The organism is Pseudomonas sp. CFBP13528 (genome assembly GCF_005233615.1).
Taxonomy (GTDB): domain Bacteria; phylum Pseudomonadota; class Gammaproteobacteria; order Pseudomonadales; family Pseudomonadaceae; genus Aquipseudomonas; species Aquipseudomonas fluorescens_AM.
Genome location: NZ_QGAJ01000006.1, coordinates 236458 through 254439, shown reverse-complemented (window position 1 = coordinate 254439; position 17982 = coordinate 236458). Strand labels below are relative to the sequence as shown.

Below are 17982 nucleotides of genomic sequence, written 5' to 3'. Positions count from 1 at the left end.
GCTTCCTGGGCCCCCGACCCGCACTATTTTCCGATCACACCCCAATGATCGGAGATGACCATGCTTCAGCTGACACCCTCGGAACAAGTCGCCTGGGACGCGTATTTTGTCAGCGTGGCCACCCACCTGCTCCAGCACGATCCCACGCGGGGCGCGCAATACATCGCCGAGCACGCCGCCGACATTGCCGATGAAATGCTGCTGGAACGACGCGAGCGTTGTGTTGAACGTCGCAGCGCGTCGGTGGACTGGATTGGCCCGGCCAAAGGTCAGTAGGCGTACCTGAGCAGCGCGTGGGACGTACCGGTAAACGCGATAAAGCCGAGCACCGCCACCACCACGGGCAAGACCAGCCACCAGGCTTTTTGCGTCATCGGCGGCAACGGGCTGCGGTATTGAATAAGGGTGAGGCTCAATGCGCACACGCTCATGGCCAAGAGCGTACCGGCCAGGATATCCGTAGGCCAGTGAGCGCCCAGGTAGACCCGCGACAACGCGATGAACGCGGCAGGTATGCAGCCCAGCAGCAGCCAGGTCAGGCGCAGTCGCGTGGGTTGGCCTCGGCCGGCCAGTACCGCCAGGGCCAGGAAGAACGCAAACGCGCCGGAGGCATGGCCGCTGGGCATGCTGAAACTGGTAAGGGGGTCGGTCAGGATCTCCGGGCGCCCGCGGGCGAAGAAGAGCTTGGTGCCGGTATTGATCACGGCGGCGCCCGCCAGCGTGGCGCCGACGAATATGGCATGACGCCACTGTCGCGCCAGCAACAACAGGCCGGTAAACACCGCGCTGGCGACGAACATTTTCTTGAATTCGCCCAACTGGGTGATCCGCACCATCACCTCGTCGAGCCACGGGCTGCGATGCTCCTGCACCAATGCGCTCAGGCCCTGGTCGAAATCGTTGAGATGCGGGTAGCCGATAAACAGCGCGACCAGCAACGTCAGGCTGGCGCAGCCGGTCCACAGGGTGGCTCGACGATGGCCGCGCAAGCTGCTGTTCAAGCTCAGCCCCAGCAGTGCTGCCAGGCAGGCCGCGACAATCGCCGCTTCCGGCCAGAAACCTTCGGGCAGGGGCAGGCGGAACGCAGCACCGGCAGCCCAGCCCGGCAACAGATAAGCCACTGACCAACCCGCCGCCGCGATAACGCTCACGATCGCGAAGCGCGGGAACGGCATGTCGCACATGCCGGCGACCATTGGCAGCATGGGGCGCAACGGGCCGATGAAGCGCCCGACCAGCAGGCTGGCGATGCCGTACTTATGGAAGTAGGTTTGCGCGCCATCCATCCACTCCGGATGGTGACGCAGGCCGGGCAGACGCCGGATATTCTGATGGAAATGTCGGCCCAGGTAGTAGGAAACCCCGTCGCCCAATAACCCGCCAAGGAAGCCCAGCAGCAGGGTGTCACTCAACGACAGCGCGCCGCTGCCGGCGAGCGCGGCAATCGCAAACAGCAGCACCGTGCCCGGCACGATCAGCCCGGCGATGGCCAGGCATTCCACGCACGCGACGATAAACACCGCCGCCGCCAGCCATTGTGGGTTGAGGGTCAGCCAGCCGGTAATGCTATCGAGCCATTGGCCCATACACTCCACTCCATCAAGTGTGGGAGGGGGCGCTTGCCCCCTCCCACATTAAAATCTCTGTACGACAGGTATCGATTCCAGCCGGTTCAGTCTGTTCAGATCAAAAAATAATCGCGGCCTTCGACCTGCCCGCGCCGCAGCGGGTTCCGTGTGCAATAAGGCGCATAGCCAGCATCGACGAAGCGGTACATCAAATGCTCATCGCGTCCACTGGGAATGCCCAGCCGTGTGGTCTGGATAATCTGCGTGGGCACCTGGCCCACGTCCTCGACATACAACTGTTCCTGATCGAAGCGCTTGGCATCCCACATGGGCACCTTCAGGCCCAGCGCCTTGCACAGCAGCGTCTGGCCCGCACAGAGTTTCTGCGAGGAGCGCGGGCTACCGTCGGGGTTGGGGTTGTTCAACAGCATTTGCGCCAGGCTCGCCGGCCCGGACACCTCATCGACCCAGGGATAGGCCGATTTGATCAGCACGGCATTGCCCGGGCCATGGGCGCTGAAGTTCAGCGAATCACCGCCCCGGGCGTAGTACATGTAGATATGCCCACCATCCAGAAACAAAGCCTTACGCTTTTCTGTGTAGCCGAGTGAAGCGTGACTGCCTTTTTCGGCCACGTAATAGGCTTCGGTTTCGATAATGCGCGCGCAAAGCCAGGTTTCGCCGACACGATGGCGAATGACTTTTCCCAGCAGTTCTTGCGCGAGCAACTGGGCGTCACGGTCGAAGAAGCTGTCGGGGAGGGCGCGGGTGGGGCGTTCGGGCGTCATTGTGGGCATAACGTTCAGGGTTATTACGGCTAAATGTGACGGAATCATAACAACTCTCACCTTAATTACCGCTGAACCCCAGGTTTTTACAGTTCATTTCGACCATCCGCCCCTCACCGCTGTCAGTCAGGCGGCGTCACAGCTATAATCTGCCGCTTTCCTCTTTGCCAAGACTTCCTGACCCATGACTGAGTCCGTTCTTGACTACATGACCCGCCTGGGTCGCGCTGCCCGTCAGGCCTCGCGGTTGATCGCCCGTGCGAGCACTGCGCAGAAGAACCGTGCCCTGCTGGCCGCCGCCGATGCTCTGGATGCTGCGCGCTCCGAGTTGGCCGCCGCCAACGAACAGGACCTGGCCAACGGCCGCGCCAATGGCCTGGAACCGGCCCTGCTGGATCGTCTGGCACTGACCCCGGCGCGTATCGACGACATGATCGAAGGCTTGCGTCAGGTGGCCAAGTTGCCTGACCCCATCGGTGAAATTCGCGATATGCGTTACCTGCCGTCCGGCATTCAGGTCGGCAAGATGCGCGTCCCCCTGGGCGTGATCGGCATCATCTACGAGTCGCGTCCGAACGTGACCATCGACGCCGCGAGCCTGTGTCTGAAGTCGGGCAACGCCACCATCCTGCGCGGCGGTTCCGAGGCGATCCATTCCAACCGTGCCATCGCGGCCTGCATCCAGCAGGGCCTGGCCGTGGCCGAGTTGCCCGCCGAGGTGGTGCAAGTGGTGGAAACCACCGACCGCGCAGCGGTTGGCGCGCTGATTACCATGCCCGAGTTCGTTGACGTGATCGTGCCCCGTGGCGGCAAGAGCCTGATCGAGCGCGTCAGCCGCGACGCCAAGGTGCCGGTGATCAAGCACCTGGACGGCGTGTGCCACGTCTTTATCGACATCGCCGCCGACCTCGACAAGGCGATCCGCATCGCCGACAACGCCAAGACCCATCGCTACGCGCCGTGCAACACCATGGAAACCCTGCTGGTGCACGCCGGCATTGCCGAGCGCGTGCTGCCGCCGCTGGCCGCCATCTACCGCGACAAGGGCGTGGAGTTGCGCGGTTGCGAGCGTACCCGTGCGCTGCTGGGGGCGGACGTGATCGAGGCAACCGAGCAGGACTGGTACACCGAATACACGGCGCCGATCCTGTCGATCCGCATTGTCGACGACCTGGACCAGGCCATCGAACACATCAATACCTACGGCTCCAAGCATACCGACGCCATCGTCTCCGAGCATTTCAGCGATGCCCGGCGTTTCCTCAATGAAGTGGATTCCGCTTCGGTGATGATCAATGCCTCGACGCGCTTTGCCGATGGTTTCGAGTACGGCCTGGGGGCGGAAATCGGCATTTCCACCGACAAGCTCCACGCACGCGGCCCGGTCGGCCTGGAAGGCCTGACCAGCGAGAAGTACGTGGTGTTCGGCGACGGTCACGTGCGCACTTGATGGCTAAACGCATCGGGCTGCTCGGCGGTACTTTCGACCCCGTGCACATCGGCCATTTGCGCAGTGCCCTGGAAGTCGCGGATGCCCTGGCGTTGGATGAATTGCGCCTGATGCCCAATTTCCGGCCGCCCCACCGCGATACGCCGCAGGTGTCCGCGCAGCAGCGCCTGGAAATGGTGCGCGTTGCGGTGGAGGGCATAGCACCACTGGTGATGGATGATCGCGAGCTCAAGCGCGATAAACCGTCCTACACTGTCGACACCCTGGAGCTGATGCGCGCCGAGTTGGCCGCCGATGACCAGTTGTTTCTGCTTTTGGGCTGGGACGCATTTTGCGGCCTGCCCTCTTGGCACCGCTGGGAGGAACTCCTCCAGCATTGCCACATCCTGGTTCTGCAACGCCCGGATGCCGACAGCGAACCGCCGGATGCCTTGCGCAACCTGCTGGCTGCGCGGTCGGTAAGTGACCCCTTGGCCCTGACCGGGCCGAACGGGAATATTGCATTCGTCTGGCAGACCCCGCTTGCGGTGTCCGCCACCCAGATCCGTCAACTGCTGGCCAGCGGTAAGTCGGTACGTTTCCTGGTGCCTGACGCGGTCCTGGCCTACATCGATGCGCACGGGCTTTACCGTGCGTCGAACTGAAAAGGCGCGCTTGTCGCTACGCACCATCGTGCAGCGAGCGCCCGAACATACGAGCAAAACGAGTTTTATATGACGAACAAAGACGTAAGCAAAGTTAAGCGCAAAGGCACCTTCAAAAGCGCACCGCTGCCGGTAGAAGCCCACGTTGGCCCGGAACTGGCTGGCGAAGAGCTGGTAAAAGTCGCCGTGGCGGCCCTGGAAGACGTGAAAGCCCAGGACATCCAGGTGCTGGACGTACGCGACAAGCAGAGCATCACCGACTACATGATCATCGCCACCGGTACCTCCAACCGCCAGATCGGCGCGATGCTGGACAAGGTGCGCGAAGCCGTCAAAGCCCAGGGCGTGAAGCCGCTGGGTGAAGAAGGCAAGGGCGACAGCGACTGGGTGCTGCTGGACATGGACGACGTGATCGTGCACATGATGACCTCCAACGCCCGTCAGTTCTACGACCTGGAGCGTCTGTGGAAAGGCGCCGAGCAGAGCCGTGCCGCCGATGGCAAGCACCACAGCCCGGAAGTGGGCCACGCGCACTTCGACAAGCTCAACAAAGACCAGGAATAAGGAACGGCTGTGCGCCTGCGTCTGATCGCTGTCGGTTCACGCATGCCCAAGTGGGTGGAAGAGGGCTGGCACGAGTATGCCAAGCGCCTGCCTGCCGAGCTTTCGCTTGAGCTGGTGGAAATACCGCTCAATACCCGGGGCAAGAACGCCGACGTGGCGCGCTTTATCCGTCAGGAAGGCGAAGCCATGTTGGCCAAGGTCGGCCCCAACGAGCGCATCGTCACTCTTGAAGTGCACGGCAAGCCCTGGAGCACCGAGCAATTGGCGGTGGAACTGGACCGCTGGCGCCTGGATTCGCGCACCGTCAACTTCATGGTCGGCGGTCCCGAAGGGCTGGCGCCGGAAGTCTGTGCGCGGGCCGATCAGCGCTGGTCGCTGTCGGCGCTCACGCTGCCGCACCCGTTGGTAAGGATCCTGATCGGTGAACAGCTGTATCGCGCCTGGACAGTTCTGTCCGGGCACCCTTATCACAAATAATCTGCGCCATTGTCGATGACCCAGCCAATCCGCATCAAGGACCACGAGAAGGACGCACGTCTTGTACGCGCGCGCGTGGTGTTTGGCGCGGTCATGGTGGTGGCATTGATTGGTGTGCTGATTGCCCGTCTGTATTACCTGCAGGTGATCCAGTACGAGTATCACTCCACCTTGTCGGAAAACAATCGGGTGCATGTGCAGCCGATCCCGCCGACCCGTGGGCTGATTTTCGACCGCAATGGCGTGGTGGTGGCGGATAACCGGCCCAGCTTCAGCCTGAGCATGACCCGCGAGCGTTCCGGCGACTGGCAGCAAGTGCTCGATGTGATTGTCGAAGTGCTGCAGCTGACGCCGGAAGACCGGGGGATTTTCGAGAAGCGCATGAAGCAGGGCCGCCGGCCTTTCGAGCCGGTGCCGATCCTGTTCGAGCTCAACGAAGAGCAGATCGCGCGGATCGCAGTGAACCAGTTCCGCCTGCCCGGCGTGGAAGTGGTGGCGCAGTTGGTGCGGCATTACCCGCAGGGGCCGCACTTTGCCCACTCGGTCGGCTATATGGGGCGCATCAACGAGAAAGAGCTGAAAAGCCTCGATCCGGTCAATTACAGCGGCACCCATCACATCGGCAAAACCGGCATCGAGCGTTTCTACGAGCCCGAACTGCACGGCCAGGTGGGTTACGAAGAGGTCGAGACCAACGCCCGTGGCCGCGTGCTGCGCGTGCTCAAGCGCACTGACCCATTGCCGGGCAAGGACATCGTGCTGAGCCTGGACATCAAGTTGCAGGAAGCCGCCGAAATGGCGCTGGGCGGTCGTCGCGGTGCGGTGGTGGCGCTGGACCCGAAGACTGGCGAAGTACTGGCCATGGTCAGCCAGCCGAGTTTCGACCCCAACCTGTTCGTGACCGGTATCAGCTTCAAGGCCTACGCCGAGTTGCGCGACTCCATCGACCGGCCGCTGTTCAACCGGGTGCTGCGCGGCCTGTATCCGCCGGGGTCGACCATCAAGCCGGCGGTGGCGATTGCCGGCCTGGATTCAGGGGTGGTCACCGCGTCGAGCCGGGTCTATGACCCCGGCTATTACATGCTGCCCAACTACGATCACAAATACCGTAACTGGAACCGCTCCGGTGACGGCTATGTCGACCTGGACACCGCCATCATGCGCTCCAACGACACCTACTTTTATGACCTGGCCCACAAGCTGGGGATCGATCGCCTGGCGGCCTACATGGGCAAGTTCGGCCTAGGTCAGAAGGTCTCCCTGGACATGTTCGAAGAGTCTCCCGGCCTGATGCCGTCGCGCGAATGGAAGCGCGCGACGCGCCGGCAGGCGTGGTTCCCCGGCGAAACCCTGATCCTCGGCATTGGCCAGGGCTATATGCAGGCCACCCCGCTGCAACTGGCCCAGGCAACGGCGCTGGTGGCGAACAAGGGCGTGTGGAACCGGCCGCACCTGGCCAGGACCATCGAAGGTGAGAAACCGGTGGATGAGAACCCGATCCCCGACATCGTGCTGCGCGACCCGTCCGACTGGGCGAAGGTCAATCACGGCATGCAGCAGGTGATGCATGGCGCTCGCGGCACCGCACGCAAGGCGGCGCTCGGCGCGCAATACCGCATCGCCGGCAAGAGCGGTACCGCTCAGGTGGTCGCGATCAAGCAGGGTGAAAAATATGACCGCTCCAAGGTGCAGGAGCGCCACCGCGACCACGCCTTGTTTGTCGGCTTTGCCCCTGCCGATGACCCGAAAATCGTGGTGGCGGTGATGGTGGAGAACGGCGAGTCCGGCTCCGGTGTGGCCGCGCCTGTGGTGCGCCAGATCATGGATGCCTGGCTGCTGGCCCCCGACGGCAAGCTCAAGCCCGAATATGGCGGCCCCCCTTCAAGCCCCGAGGTTACGGCCCGTGAAGAGTAATTTTGACCGCATCCTCTCCAGTGAAGATGTGATGCGTCGCCGTGCGACGTTGCTGCAACGCATGCACATTGATGGCCCGTTGCTGGTGCTGCTGCTGATACTGGCGGCTGGCAGTCTGTTCGTGCTGTATTCGGCCAGCGGCAAGAACTGGGACCTGCTGATCAAGCAAGCGTCGTCATTCGGCCTGGGCCTGTTGTCGATGGTGGTGATCGCCCAGCTCGAGCCGCGTTTCATGGCGCGCTGGGTGCCGCTGGGTTATGTCGCCGGAGTGTTGCTGCTGGTGGTGGTGGACGTGATGGGTCACAACGCCATGGGCGCGACCCGCTGGATCAACATTCCGGGGGTGATTCGCTTCCAGCCGTCGGAATTCATGAAGATCCTGATGCCGGCCACCATCGCCTGGTACCTGTCCAAGCGCACCTTGCCGCCACAGCTCAAGCATGTGGGGATCAGCCTGGTCCTGATCGGCGTGCCGTTCATTCTTATCGTGCGCCAGCCGGACCTCGGCACTTCGTTGCTGATCCTGGCGGGCGGCGCGTTCGTGCTGTTCATGGGCGGCCTGCGCTGGCGCTGGATTCTCAGCGTGCTGGCCGCTGCCGTGCCGGTGGCGGTGGCCATGTGGTTCTTCTTTATGCACGACTACCAGAAGCAGCGGATCCTGACGTTCCTCGACCCCGAAAGCGACCCGCTGGGTACGGGCTGGAATATCATCCAGTCCAAGGCCGCCATCGGCTCCGGCGGCGTGTTCGGCAAGGGCTGGCTGCTGGGTACCCAATCGCACCTGGACTTTTTGCCCGAAAGCCACACCGACTTCATTATCGCGGTGATGGGCGAAGAGTTCGGCCTGGTAGGCATTTGCGCGCTGCTGCTGATCTATTTGCTGTTGATCGGGCGCGGGCTGGTGATTACCGCACAGGCGCAGACGCTGTTCGGCAAGTTGCTGGCCGGCAGTCTGACCATGACGTTTTTTGTTTATGTTTTCGTCAACATCGGTATGGTCAGTGGCCTGCTGCCGGTGGTTGGGGTGCCGTTGCCATTCATTAGCTACGGCGGAACTTCGCTGGTGACATTGCTGTCAGCGTTTGGGGTTTTGATGTCGATTCATACGCATCGCAAATGGATCGCTCAGGTTTGAATAAGGTGAAGATGTCAATGCAAGTAATGCGCGGCTGGGCCACTCGGCATGCGTCCTGGATGGGCCTGATTGGGCTGCTGGGCGCCACGCAGGAGGCGCAGGCCGGTGACTACGATGGCTCACCTCAGGTCGCCGAATTCGTCGGTGAGATGACCCGCGACTACGGTTTCGCCGGTGAACAGCTGATGGGCGTGTTTCGCGAAGCCCGCAAAAAGCAGGCGATCCTCGACGCCATCTCGCGCCCTGCCGAGCGGGTCAAGCAGTGGAAGGAATATCGCCCGATGTTCCTCACCGACGCCCGCGTGGCCCGGGGCGTGGACTTCTGGCGCCAGCACGAGGCGGTATTGGCCCGCGCCGAGCAGGAATACGGCGTGCCGGCCCAGGTCATCGTCGCGATCATCGGCATTGAAACCTTCTACGGGCGCAACACCGGCAGTTACCGGGTGATCGACGCGTTGTCGACCCTGGGCTTCGATTACCCGCCGCGCGCCGAGTTCTTCCGCAAGGAGCTGCGCGAATTCCTGCTGCTGGCCCGCGAAGAACAGGTCGACCCGATGACCCTCAAGGGCTCGTACGCCGGGGCGATGGGCTTGCCGCAGTTCATGCCGAGCAGCTTTCGCGCCTATGCGGTGGATTTCGACGGCGACGGGCATATCAATATCTGGAGCAACCCCGACGATGCCATCGGCAGCGTGGCCAGCTACTTCAAGCGTCACGGCTGGGTGGGCGGAGAACCGGTGGTGGTGCGCGCCGATGTGACGGGCGAGCGCGCCGATGAAGGCCTGACCCAGGGTATCGACCCGGTGAAGACCGTCGGGGAGTTGCGAGCGCTGGGCTGGTCGAGTCAGAATGCGCCACGCGATGATATGCCGGTGACGGCGTTCCGCCTCGAAGGTGAAAATGGCCCGGAATACTGGATGGGCCTGAAGAATTTCTACGCAATCACGCGTTATAACCGCAGTGTGATGTACGCCATGGCCGTGCATCAGCTGTCAGACGAGCTGGTTCAAGCACGGGGCAACAAGTAATGCGGGTATCGCCGTTCAAAAAACCGCTCAAGCTGGTGGCGTTCGCCGCGTTGTCCCTGCTGGTCGCCAGTTGCTCCACGACGCCGAATCGAGCGCCAGCCAAGAAGGCCGGCGGCGCGGTGGTTCGCGCCCAGCCGGGCCTGGACATCAACCGTGCGCACAAGGACGGCGCGCCGTGGTGGGATGTGGATGTGTCCAAGATCCCGGATGCCACGCCAACCCTGCACTCCGGCCCCTACAAGGCCAACCCCTATACCGTGCTGGGCAAGAATTACTTCCCGCTGCAGGAATCCAGGACCTACGTGCAGTCGGGCACGGCGTCCTGGTACGGCACCAAGTTCCACGGCCAGAACACCGCCAACGGCGAAGTGTATGACCTGTACGGCATGAGTGCGGCGCACAAGACCCTGCCGCTGCCCAGCTACGTGCGCGTGACCAACCTGGACAACAACCGCACCGTGATCCTGCGGGTCAACGACCGTGGGCCGTTCTATTCGGACCGGATCATCGACCTCTCCTATGCCGCTGCGAAGAAACTCGGTTACGCCGAAATCGGTACCGCACGGGTGAAAGTCGAAGGCATCGACCCGGCGCAGTACTGGGCCCAGCGTGGCAAGCCGGCGCCGTTGATGCTCAACGAGCCGCAAACCCCGCAACCGCAAGTGACGGCGTCGACCGGCAAGATCGAACAATGGACACCGCCGCCGGCGCAGCATGCTCCGGACACCGTGGTCGTGCCCCATGCGGCGCCCGGTGCCTCCAAGGTGGGCGGGCAGTACCTGCAGGTGGGCGCTTTCGCCAACCCGGATGCGGCAGAACTGTTAAGGTCCAAGCTCAGCGGCATGGTCAGCGCGCCGGTGTTCATCAGCTCCATCGTGCGTAACCAGCAGACCCTGCACCGTGTGCGCATGGGGCCGATCGGCTCGCCGAGCGAAGTTGCGCAAGTGCAGAACAGCGTGCGCCTGGCTAACCTGGGGCAACCCAGCGTAGTGACCGCGGAATAAGGCAATACAGGATTGAAGGTTCAGGCGCGTGCGCGTGCCCGGGCCCTGGTTGTTGGCTCGTTGAACAATAAAAACCCAGGGGCAAGGGGTGAGCGGGCAACCGAACACGTGACAGTCTGGAAGCGGGCTGTCTGAATAGTTTTGCCCGCGAGGGCAAGTTTCCATAAGCAATTTCGAGAGACGGATGAACATCACCACCTTAGCCAAACGTACGTGCCTGCTTATCTCGCTGATCATCACCCCGGCCGCCTGGGCGGTTGAGATGGTGCCGGCTTCCCCGCAACTGGCCGCCAAGGCCTGGGTCCTCATGGATGCCGCCAGTGGCAACGTGCTGGTCGAAAACGGTGGTGACGTGCGTCTGCCGCCTGCCAGCCTGACCAAGCTGATGACCGCCTACATCGCGACCCTGGAAATCCGTCGGGGCCAGATCGGCGAGAACGATCCGGTGACCGTCAGCGAAAACGCCTGGCGTACCGGTGGTTCGCGGATGTTCATCAAGGTCGGCTCGCAAGTTACGGTCAGCGACCTGCTGCACGGCATCATCATCCAGTCCGGCAACGACGCCAGCGTAGCCCTGGCCGAACACATCGCCGGCAGCGAAGATGCGTTCGCCGACATGATGAACAAGACGGCCGGCGACCTGGGCATGACCAACAGCCACTTCATGAACCCGACCGGCCTGCCGAACCCGGAGCATTATTCGTCGGCTCACGACATGGCAATCCTGGCCCGCGCGATCATCCGTGTCGACCCGGTGCACTACGCGATCTACTCCCAGAAGGAGTTCTTCTGGAACAACATCAAGCAGCCTAACCGCAACCTGTTGCTGTGGCGCGACAAGACCGTCGACGGCCTGAAAACCGGTCACACCGACGAAGCCGGCTACTGCATGGTGTCGTCCGCCGTACGTGATGGCCAGCGCCTGATCGCCGTGGTATTCGGCACCAACAGCGAGCAGGCCCGTGCGGCCGAGACGCAAAAACTGCTGACCTACGGCTTCCGCTTCTTCGAAACCCAGACCTTCTACCAGAAGGGCACCGAGCTTGCGACCGCGCCGGTATGGAAGGGCGCGACCTCCCAGGTCAAGGCCGGCCTGGCCGATGACCTGACCCTGACCATGCCTAAAGGCCAGCTGAAAAAGCTCGCTGCCAGCATGACCCTGAACCCGCAACTGGTTGCGCCAATCGCCAAGGGTGATGTGATCGGTAAGGTTGAAGTCAAGCTGGACGACAAGGTGGTGCACAGCGCCGACCTGATCGCACTGGACGCCGTCGACGAAGGTGGTATCTTCCGCCGCGTGTGGGATAGCATCCGTCTATTCTTCTACGGCTTGTTCAACTGATTGTGTGCACCTGCAAAGCCCCGCGTTGATCCGACGCGGGGCTTTGCCGTCGCCACGGCTTACCGCTTACGAGGCCGTTCTGCCATGACCGATAAAGAAGTAAAGGCGCCAAAGATCGAATTCCCGGTGACGGATTATCCCATCAAGGTGATCAGCGATACCGGCGTAGGTCGCAAAGACACAATTCTTGAGATTGTGCGCAAACATGCGACGATCAACGACAACCGTGTGGACGAACGTTCCAGCTCCACGGGTAAGTACACGACGATCCAGTTGCACATCGTTGCGACGGATCAGGACCAGCTCTACAACATCAACAGCGAACTGCGGGCTACCGGCTTCGTGCACATGGTGCTGTGATGTCGCACGTCCTGGGCGTTCGCGAGCTCGGCCGGATGGACTACGAGCCCGTCTGGCACGCCATGCAGCGCTTCACCAACGAGCGCGGCAGCGCGGCAGCGGATGAAATCTGGCTGGTCGAGCACCCGCCGGTGTTCACCCAGGGCCAGGCCGGCAAGGCTGAGCATCTGCTGCTGCCGGGTGATATTCCGGTGGTGCAGGTCGACCGAGGGGGTCAAGTGACTTACCATGGGCCTGGCCAACTGGTTGCCTACCTGTTGCTGGATGTGCGCAAGTTGGGGTTTGGTGTACGTGATCTGGTCAGCCGCATGGAGGCTTGCCTGATCGAGCTGCTGGCCAGTTACGGCGTGACCGCCGCGGCCAAGCCCGATGCACCAGGTGTGTATGTGGATGGCGCGAAAATCGCCTCCCTCGGATTGCGTATCCGGCACGGTTGTTCCTTTCATGGCCTGGCCCTGAATGTGGACATGGACCTGGCCCCGTTCCGACGGATCAACCCGTGCGGTTATGCGGGGCTGGCGATGACCCAGTTGAGCGACCATGCAACACCCATAGAATTTGCCGAGGTAAGTGCCCGGCTGCGCGCGCAGCTCGTCAAACACCTCGACTATGCTGAGCAGACGACCCTGACGGGCGGAATCGATTGATATGACTACTGATGTTGTGCAAACCATGATCCCGACGCTGGACATCACCGAGCGTCCAGCCCCGGCCCCGCGTGCCAAGGTGGAAGCCGGCGTCAAGCTGCGCGGCGCCGAGAAGGTTGCACGCATCCCGGTGAAGATCATTCCGACCACCGAACTGCCGAAAAAGCCTGACTGGATTCGCGTGCGTATCCCGGTCTCGCCGGAAGTCGACCGTATCAAGGCGCTGCTGCGCAAACACAAGCTGCACAGCGTGTGCGAAGAAGCGTCGTGCCCGAACCTGGGTGAATGCTTCTCCGGCGGTACCGCCACCTTCATGATCATGGGTGACATCTGCACCCGTCGTTGCCCGTTCTGCGACGTGGGCCACGGCCGGCCGAAGCCGCTGGACGTCAACGAGCCGCAAAGCCTGGCCATCGCCATCGCCGACCTGAAACTCAAATACGTGGTGATCACCTCGGTCGACCGTGACGACTTGCGTGACGGCGGCGCCCAGCACTTTGCCGACTGCATTCGCGAAATCCGCAAGCTGTCGCCCAACGTGATGCTCGAAACCCTGGTGCCCGACTACCGCGGTCGCATGGACGTGGCGCTGGAAATCACCGCCGCCGAGCCGCCGGATGTGTTCAACCACAACCTGGAAACCGTGCCGCGCCTGTACAAGGCTGCGCGTCCGGGTTCGGATTACCAGTGGTCGCTGACCCTGCTGCAGAAGTTCAAGCAGATGATGCCGCACATTCCGACCAAGTCCGGCCTGATGCTGGGCCTGGGCGAAACCGACGAAGAAGTCATCGAAGTCATGAAGCGCATGCGCGAGCATGACATTGACATGCTGACCCTGGGCCAATACCTGCAACCGTCCCGCAGCCACTTGCCGGTGCAACGTTTCGTGCACCCGGACACCTTCGCCTGGTTCGCCGAGGAAGGTTACAAGATGGGCTTCAAGAACGTCGCATCGGGCCCGCTGGTACGGTCTTCGTATCACGCCGATGAGCAGGCCAAGCTGGTCAAGGCGAGCCTGGTTTCGTAACACAGGCCTGTGCAACACCGCAGGTCCGATGTGGGAGGGGGCTTGCCCCCGATTGCGGTGTGACAGTCAATACATGAGTGACTGATACATCGCCATCGGGGGCAAGCCCCCTCCCACATTTCGTTATGCGTCATATTAGGGAGAATTGTGCATGACTGCCGCCGTACCTGCATTGCGCCTCGAAGGCACCATTGGCCTGATCGCCCCCGCCGGTCCTGCTGCCCTGGACGTCGAAAAAGCCGGGCAATGGATGCGCACCCGTGGCTATGAACTGCGAATTTTCCCCGGTGTGTATGAACGCGACGGCTACCTGGCCGGCAGCGATCAAGTGCGTCTGAACGACCTTCACGCCGCCTTCGCCGACCCCGAAATCGATGCCATCTTCTGCCTGCGCGGCGGCTACGGTTCGCCACGTTTACTTGATGCACTGGACTTCGACCTGCTGCGCGCCAACCCCAAGCCTTTCGTCGGCTACAGCGATATCACCGCCTTGCACCTGGCGATCAACCGCTATGCCGGCTTCGTCACATTCCACGGGCCGATGCTCAATGCAGACCTGCTCGGTGACAAGCAACCCCCTACCGAGACCTCGCTGTTCAGCCTGTTGCGCGGCCAGTTGGGCGCCGGCAGTGTGCTCGCGCACCCGGTGGCCTACCCCTTGACCGCGATCGAGCCAGGCATCGCCTGCGGGCGCTTGCTGGGCGGTAACTTATCGATGATTGCGGCGGTGATGGGCACCGCTTATGAAATTGACGCTGAAGGCATCATCCTGTTTATCGAGGACGTCAACGAGCCGCTCTATCGCATCGACCGCTTGCTGACGCATCTGCGCCTGGCGGGCAAACTGGATCAGGTTGCGGGAGTGTTGGTGGGGGATGTGGCCGGTGTGGATCAGGTGGCGCTTGAAGGACTGTTGAAACAGACCTTCGAACCGCTGTGCGTTCCGGTGCTGGCTGGTTGGCGCAGCGGGCACTGCGACCCGAACCTGACGCTGCCGATGGGCGCGCTGGTGCGGTTGGATGCGGGGGAACAGTGGGTGGTGTTGGAGCAGGATGTGGTGTTCAACCCTTGAAATAATCGTCGACTGCTAAACCGCTATCGGGGGCAAGCCCCCTCCCACAATTGGACCCTGTACACCCTTTGGAATGCAGTCAAATGTGGGAGGGGGCTTGCCCCCGATGACGGTAGTCGCCATACGCCAATCTATAGGCCCTGCACCGCCTCCAGCAACTTCACCGTCGGATACCCATCCGCCGGCCAGCCCAACGCTTGCTGCGCCGCCCGAATCGCCTTGCGTGTGTTGGCGCCGATGATCCCGTCGGCATTGCCCGCGTCATAGCCTTTGGCGCTGAGCGCCGTCTGCAGGTCGATACGTTGTGAGCGGCTCAGCGGCAGCTCATCCTTTGGCCAGCTCCCGCGAATCACCCCACCGCCACCAAAGCGCTCCGACAGCAGGCCAACGGCCAGCGCATAGGACGACGAATTGTTGTACTTGAGGATCGCACGGAAGTTATCCAGCACCAGGAATGCCGGGCCACGGTAGCCGGCCGGCAGCAGCAGGGCGGCGGACAGCTGCTCGACGTTGGCCGGCAGGCTCACGCCGGGCGGCAGTTGGATGCCCAGTTTGAGCCATTCGGCGACGGTCTTGCGGATGCCACCATCGGCCAGGGAATAGTCGAAGCCCGAGGGCAGTTGCTGCACCTCGACGCCCCACGGCTGGCCTTTCTGCCACCCGGAGCTTTGCAGGTAATGGGCGGTGGAGGCGAGGGCGTCACCGGGGCTGTTCCAGATATCGCGGCGACCGTCACCGTCGAAATCCACCGCGTGGGTGTTGTAGGTGGTGGGGATGAATTGGGTCTGGCCCATCGCACCGGCCCAGGAACCTTTCATCTGGTCGGCCGGGATATCGCCGTGCTGGATGATCTGCAACGCCGCCAGCAGTTGCGCCTGTGCAAACGCCGGGCGGCGGCCTTCATAGGCCAGGGTCGCGAGGGAGCGGATCACCGAGTTATTGCCCTGGAACTGGCCGAAGTTGCTTTCCATGCCCCACACCGAGACCAGTGCCTGGCGATCAACGCCGTAACGCTCCTCGATGCGCTGCAGGATATCGGCGTATTTGACCAGCAACGCCTGGCCGTTGCGCACGCGCAGCGGCGACAGCGCGCCATCGATGTATTCCCACACCGGACGGGAAAACTCCGGCTGGCTGCGGTCGGCGCGAATCACGGCCATGTCCGGGCTGACGCCGGCGAAGGCGTTATCGAAGACTTGCGCGGTGATCCCGGCTTGCAGGGCCTGTGCACGGAACCCGGCCTGCCATTCGGCGAAGGTCTGGGTCGGTTGGATGTTCAGGTTGTCCACCGCCAGCGGCGCCACGACGGCAGGCGCGACGGCCGGTGCGGTCTTGAGCGCGGGCAGGGGTTGAGCGTCCGCGGCGGTGGGTTTTTCCGCGCAGGCGACTAGCAGAATGAGGCTGGAGGCAGCAATCAACTGGCGAAGGTGCCAGCGACGGGAAAGACTAGAGGGCATGCACAGGTCCAGGGGGTTACAAATCCAGTGCAGACCTTATCATGCCAGAGGGGCGCTTGCCTTCAGGCAGCCACAAAGTAAGAAGCCTCCCAGCTGTCAGACTGGAAGGCTTCGCGGCGGTAGCTGCCTTTGCCCTTGCCGGCGCGTTCCTGACGGCTGCGGAACAGTGGCTGGGCGATGATGGATTTGGCCTTGTTCGGGCCATGCTTGGATGGCTTTTTGCTCATGGTCGGTCTCTCGCTGGATGGATGGAGCGGGGAAAATAATCTGCCTAAGTAGCGGTGCTGTAAAGCCCGAAAATTGTAAACGCAATCAAAATGTGGGAGGGGGCTTGCCCCCGATTGCGGTGTGTCAGTCACCTGATGAATTGACTGGTCCACTGCTATCGGGGGCAAGCCCCCTCCCACATTGTTGCGCGGTGTTACTGATGGACAGGTTACTCGGCAGGCAACGCCAGGCGCTGGCCGGCCATCAGCAGCGACAAGCGGCTCAGGCTCATCCAGGGCGAACCGGCCGCCTGGCCTTTGATCTGTGCATCGATGCGCTGCGCTTCCAGCAACAGTTGCGCCCAGCGTTGCGCCGAGTGCCGTTGCAGGGCCTTGCTCATCAGGGGCTTGCGCTTGTCCCACACCGGCGGCCGCGCCTGGCTGAAGCATTTGTCCAGCGGCGTGCCCTGGCTGTATTGCAAGGCAATGTTGGCCAGTACCCGCAGTTCCCGGGCCAGGGCCCAGAGAATCACCGGCGGTTCCACACCCTCGCCACGCAGCCCCTCGAGCATTCGCAGGGCGTGAGCGGGTTCACCGTTGAGTATCGCGTCCACCAGCCCGAAAACATCAAAGCGCGCACTGTCAGCCACCGCGCCCTGCACGGTTTCGACGGTGATCTGCCCCTCTTCGGCCATCAGCTTGAGCTTTTCGATCTCCTGGGCGGCGGCAAGCAGGTTGCCTTCGACCCTGGCGGCGATCAGCTCGACGGCCTCTTGCGTGGCCGCCATCCCCGCCTGTGACAGGCGTTGGCGAATCCACTGCGGCAGCTGGCTGCTGTCCACCGGCCAGATCTGAACGAACTGGGTCTGCGGGCCTTCCACCAGCGCCTTGCCCCATTTGGTTTTCTGCGCACTGCCATCCAGCTTGGGCAGGCTGATCAGCAACACCGTATCTTCAGCAGGGCGCGAGCAATATTCGATCAACGCTGCCGCGCCTTTATCGCCCGGCTTGCCCGAGGGCAGGCGCAGTTCCAGCAGGCGTTTTTCGGCAAACAGCGACATGCTCGCGCCGGCTTGCAGCAACGTTCCCCAGTCGAAACTGGCGTCGGCACTGAACACCTGGCGTTCATCGAAACCTTGCTGGCGCGCCGCCGAGCGAATGGCGTCGGCTGCTTCCTGACACAGCAACGGGTCATCGCCGCTGACGATATAGACAGGCGCGAGGCCACCTTGCAGGTGTTTGGCGAGTTGGGCGGGGGCGAGCTTCATAGGCAGGGCGAACGGGGCGCCAGCAGCGCCC

At 62.5% G+C, this 17982-nt stretch carries 19 protein-coding genes; 14 read left to right on the top strand and 5 right to left on the bottom strand.

The genetic code is table 11. The annotated features are described in order from the left end of the window. Positions 1-60 precede the first annotated feature (60 nt). On the top strand, positions 61-276 hold the full coding sequence (locus PspCFBP13528_RS14945; protein WP_137200489.1) for a hypothetical protein: 216 nt from the start codon (positions 61-63) through the stop codon (positions 274-276). On the opposite strand, the gene PspCFBP13528_RS14940 is transcribed toward PspCFBP13528_RS14945, so the two are convergent. Both PspCFBP13528_RS14940 and PspCFBP13528_RS14935 read right to left on the bottom strand, forming a co-directional pair. Next, positions 270-1586, bottom strand: coding sequence for a bifunctional DedA family/phosphatase PAP2 family protein (locus PspCFBP13528_RS14940; protein ID WP_137200488.1), 1317 nt, complete (start codon positions 1584-1586; stop codon positions 270-272). The two genes, PspCFBP13528_RS14945 and PspCFBP13528_RS14940, sit on opposite strands and share 7 nt — an antisense overlap. Before the next feature lie 95 nt (positions 1587-1681). Further along, positions 1682-2365 (bottom strand): DNA-3-methyladenine glycosylase, encoded by a 684-nt coding sequence (locus tag PspCFBP13528_RS14935; RefSeq protein WP_065952052.1) that lies wholly within the window; start codon positions 2363-2365, stop codon positions 1682-1684. Between the two features lie 175 nt (positions 2366-2540). Between PspCFBP13528_RS14935 and PspCFBP13528_RS14930 the strand changes: the two genes are divergently transcribed. From PspCFBP13528_RS14930 to PspCFBP13528_RS14870, 13 genes are all read left to right on the top strand, one after another. After that, a complete protein-coding gene (locus PspCFBP13528_RS14930; protein ID WP_137200487.1) occupies positions 2541-3806 on the top strand; it encodes a glutamate-5-semialdehyde dehydrogenase in 1266 nt (421 codons plus the stop codon). Then, entirely contained in the window at positions 3806-4450 is a 645-nt protein-coding gene (nadD, locus tag PspCFBP13528_RS14925; protein WP_065952054.1) for a nicotinate-nucleotide adenylyltransferase, read from the top strand. Before PspCFBP13528_RS14930 ends, nadD begins: the two co-directional genes overlap by 1 nt. 69 nt (positions 4451-4519) lie before the next feature. After that, positions 4520-5014, top strand: a complete 495-nt coding sequence (gene rsfS / locus PspCFBP13528_RS14920) for a ribosome silencing factor (RefSeq protein ID WP_003237041.1) — start codon at positions 4520-4522, stop codon at positions 5012-5014. Between the two features lie 9 nt (positions 5015-5023). Continuing rightward, positions 5024-5491 (top strand): 23S rRNA (pseudouridine(1915)-N(3))-methyltransferase RlmH, encoded by a 468-nt coding sequence (gene rlmH / locus PspCFBP13528_RS14915; protein ID WP_003176297.1) that lies wholly within the window; start codon positions 5024-5026, stop codon positions 5489-5491. 15 nt (positions 5492-5506) lie between these two features. Further along, positions 5507-7405, top strand: a complete 1899-nt coding sequence (gene mrdA, locus PspCFBP13528_RS14910) for a penicillin-binding protein 2 (RefSeq protein WP_137200486.1) — start codon at positions 5507-5509, stop codon at positions 7403-7405. 31 nt (positions 7406-7436) lie between these two features. After that, entirely contained in the window at positions 7437-8540 is a 1104-nt protein-coding gene (gene rodA, locus PspCFBP13528_RS14905; protein ID WP_065952056.1) for a rod shape-determining protein RodA, read from the top strand. Between the two features lie 17 nt (positions 8541-8557). Beyond that, positions 8558-9568, top strand: a complete 1011-nt coding sequence (gene mltB, locus PspCFBP13528_RS14900; RefSeq protein WP_065952057.1) for a lytic murein transglycosylase B — start codon at positions 8558-8560, stop codon at positions 9566-9568. Next, positions 9568-10572 carry a septal ring lytic transglycosylase RlpA family protein gene (locus PspCFBP13528_RS14895; RefSeq protein ID WP_065952058.1) on the top strand — a complete coding sequence of 335 codons (1005 nt, stop codon included), beginning with the start codon at positions 9568-9570 and terminating at the stop codon, positions 10570-10572. Before mltB ends, PspCFBP13528_RS14895 begins: the two co-directional genes overlap by 1 nt. Before the next feature lie 184 nt (positions 10573-10756). Beyond that, complete coding sequence (locus PspCFBP13528_RS14890; RefSeq protein WP_065952059.1) at positions 10757-11914, top strand: D-alanyl-D-alanine carboxypeptidase family protein; 1158 nt, start codon at positions 10757-10759, stop codon at positions 11912-11914. Between the two features lie 84 nt (positions 11915-11998). After that, entirely contained in the window at positions 11999-12274 is a 276-nt protein-coding gene (locus tag PspCFBP13528_RS14885; protein WP_065886843.1) for a DUF493 domain-containing protein, read from the top strand. Continuing rightward, positions 12274-12921, top strand: a complete 648-nt coding sequence (gene lipB / locus PspCFBP13528_RS14880) for a lipoyl(octanoyl) transferase LipB (protein ID WP_065952060.1) — start codon at positions 12274-12276, stop codon at positions 12919-12921. Before PspCFBP13528_RS14885 ends, lipB begins: the two co-directional genes overlap by 1 nt. Before the next feature lie 25 nt (positions 12922-12946). Next, positions 12947-13948 (top strand): lipoyl synthase, encoded by a 1002-nt coding sequence (gene lipA, locus PspCFBP13528_RS14875; protein WP_162276339.1) that lies wholly within the window; start codon positions 12947-12949, stop codon positions 13946-13948. A gap of 151 nt (positions 13949-14099) precedes the next feature. Further along, entirely contained in the window at positions 14100-15020 is a 921-nt protein-coding gene (locus tag PspCFBP13528_RS14870) for an LD-carboxypeptidase (protein WP_137200485.1), read from the top strand. A 131-nt stretch (positions 15021-15151) separates the two neighbouring features. Here PspCFBP13528_RS14870 and PspCFBP13528_RS14865 read toward each other — a convergent pair whose 3' ends face one another. The 3 genes from PspCFBP13528_RS14865 to holA all read right to left on the bottom strand — a co-directional run bounded on the left by PspCFBP13528_RS14865 (position 15152) and on the right by holA (position 17951). Then, the gene (locus PspCFBP13528_RS14865) at positions 15152-16477 is read right to left on the bottom strand and encodes a lytic murein transglycosylase (RefSeq protein ID WP_101219637.1); all 1326 of its coding nucleotides are present in this window, start codon (positions 16475-16477) and stop codon (positions 15152-15154) included. A gap of 62 nt (positions 16478-16539) precedes the next feature. Continuing rightward, positions 16540-16704, bottom strand: coding sequence for an alternative ribosome rescue factor ArfA (gene arfA, locus PspCFBP13528_RS14860; protein ID WP_065952063.1), 165 nt, complete (start codon positions 16702-16704; stop codon positions 16540-16542). Positions 16705-16913: 209 nt separating this feature from the next. After that, the gene (holA, locus tag PspCFBP13528_RS14855; RefSeq protein WP_101219635.1) at positions 16914-17951 is read right to left on the bottom strand and encodes a DNA polymerase III subunit delta; all 1038 of its coding nucleotides are present in this window, start codon (positions 17949-17951) and stop codon (positions 16914-16916) included. Positions 17952-17982 lie beyond the last annotated feature (31 nt).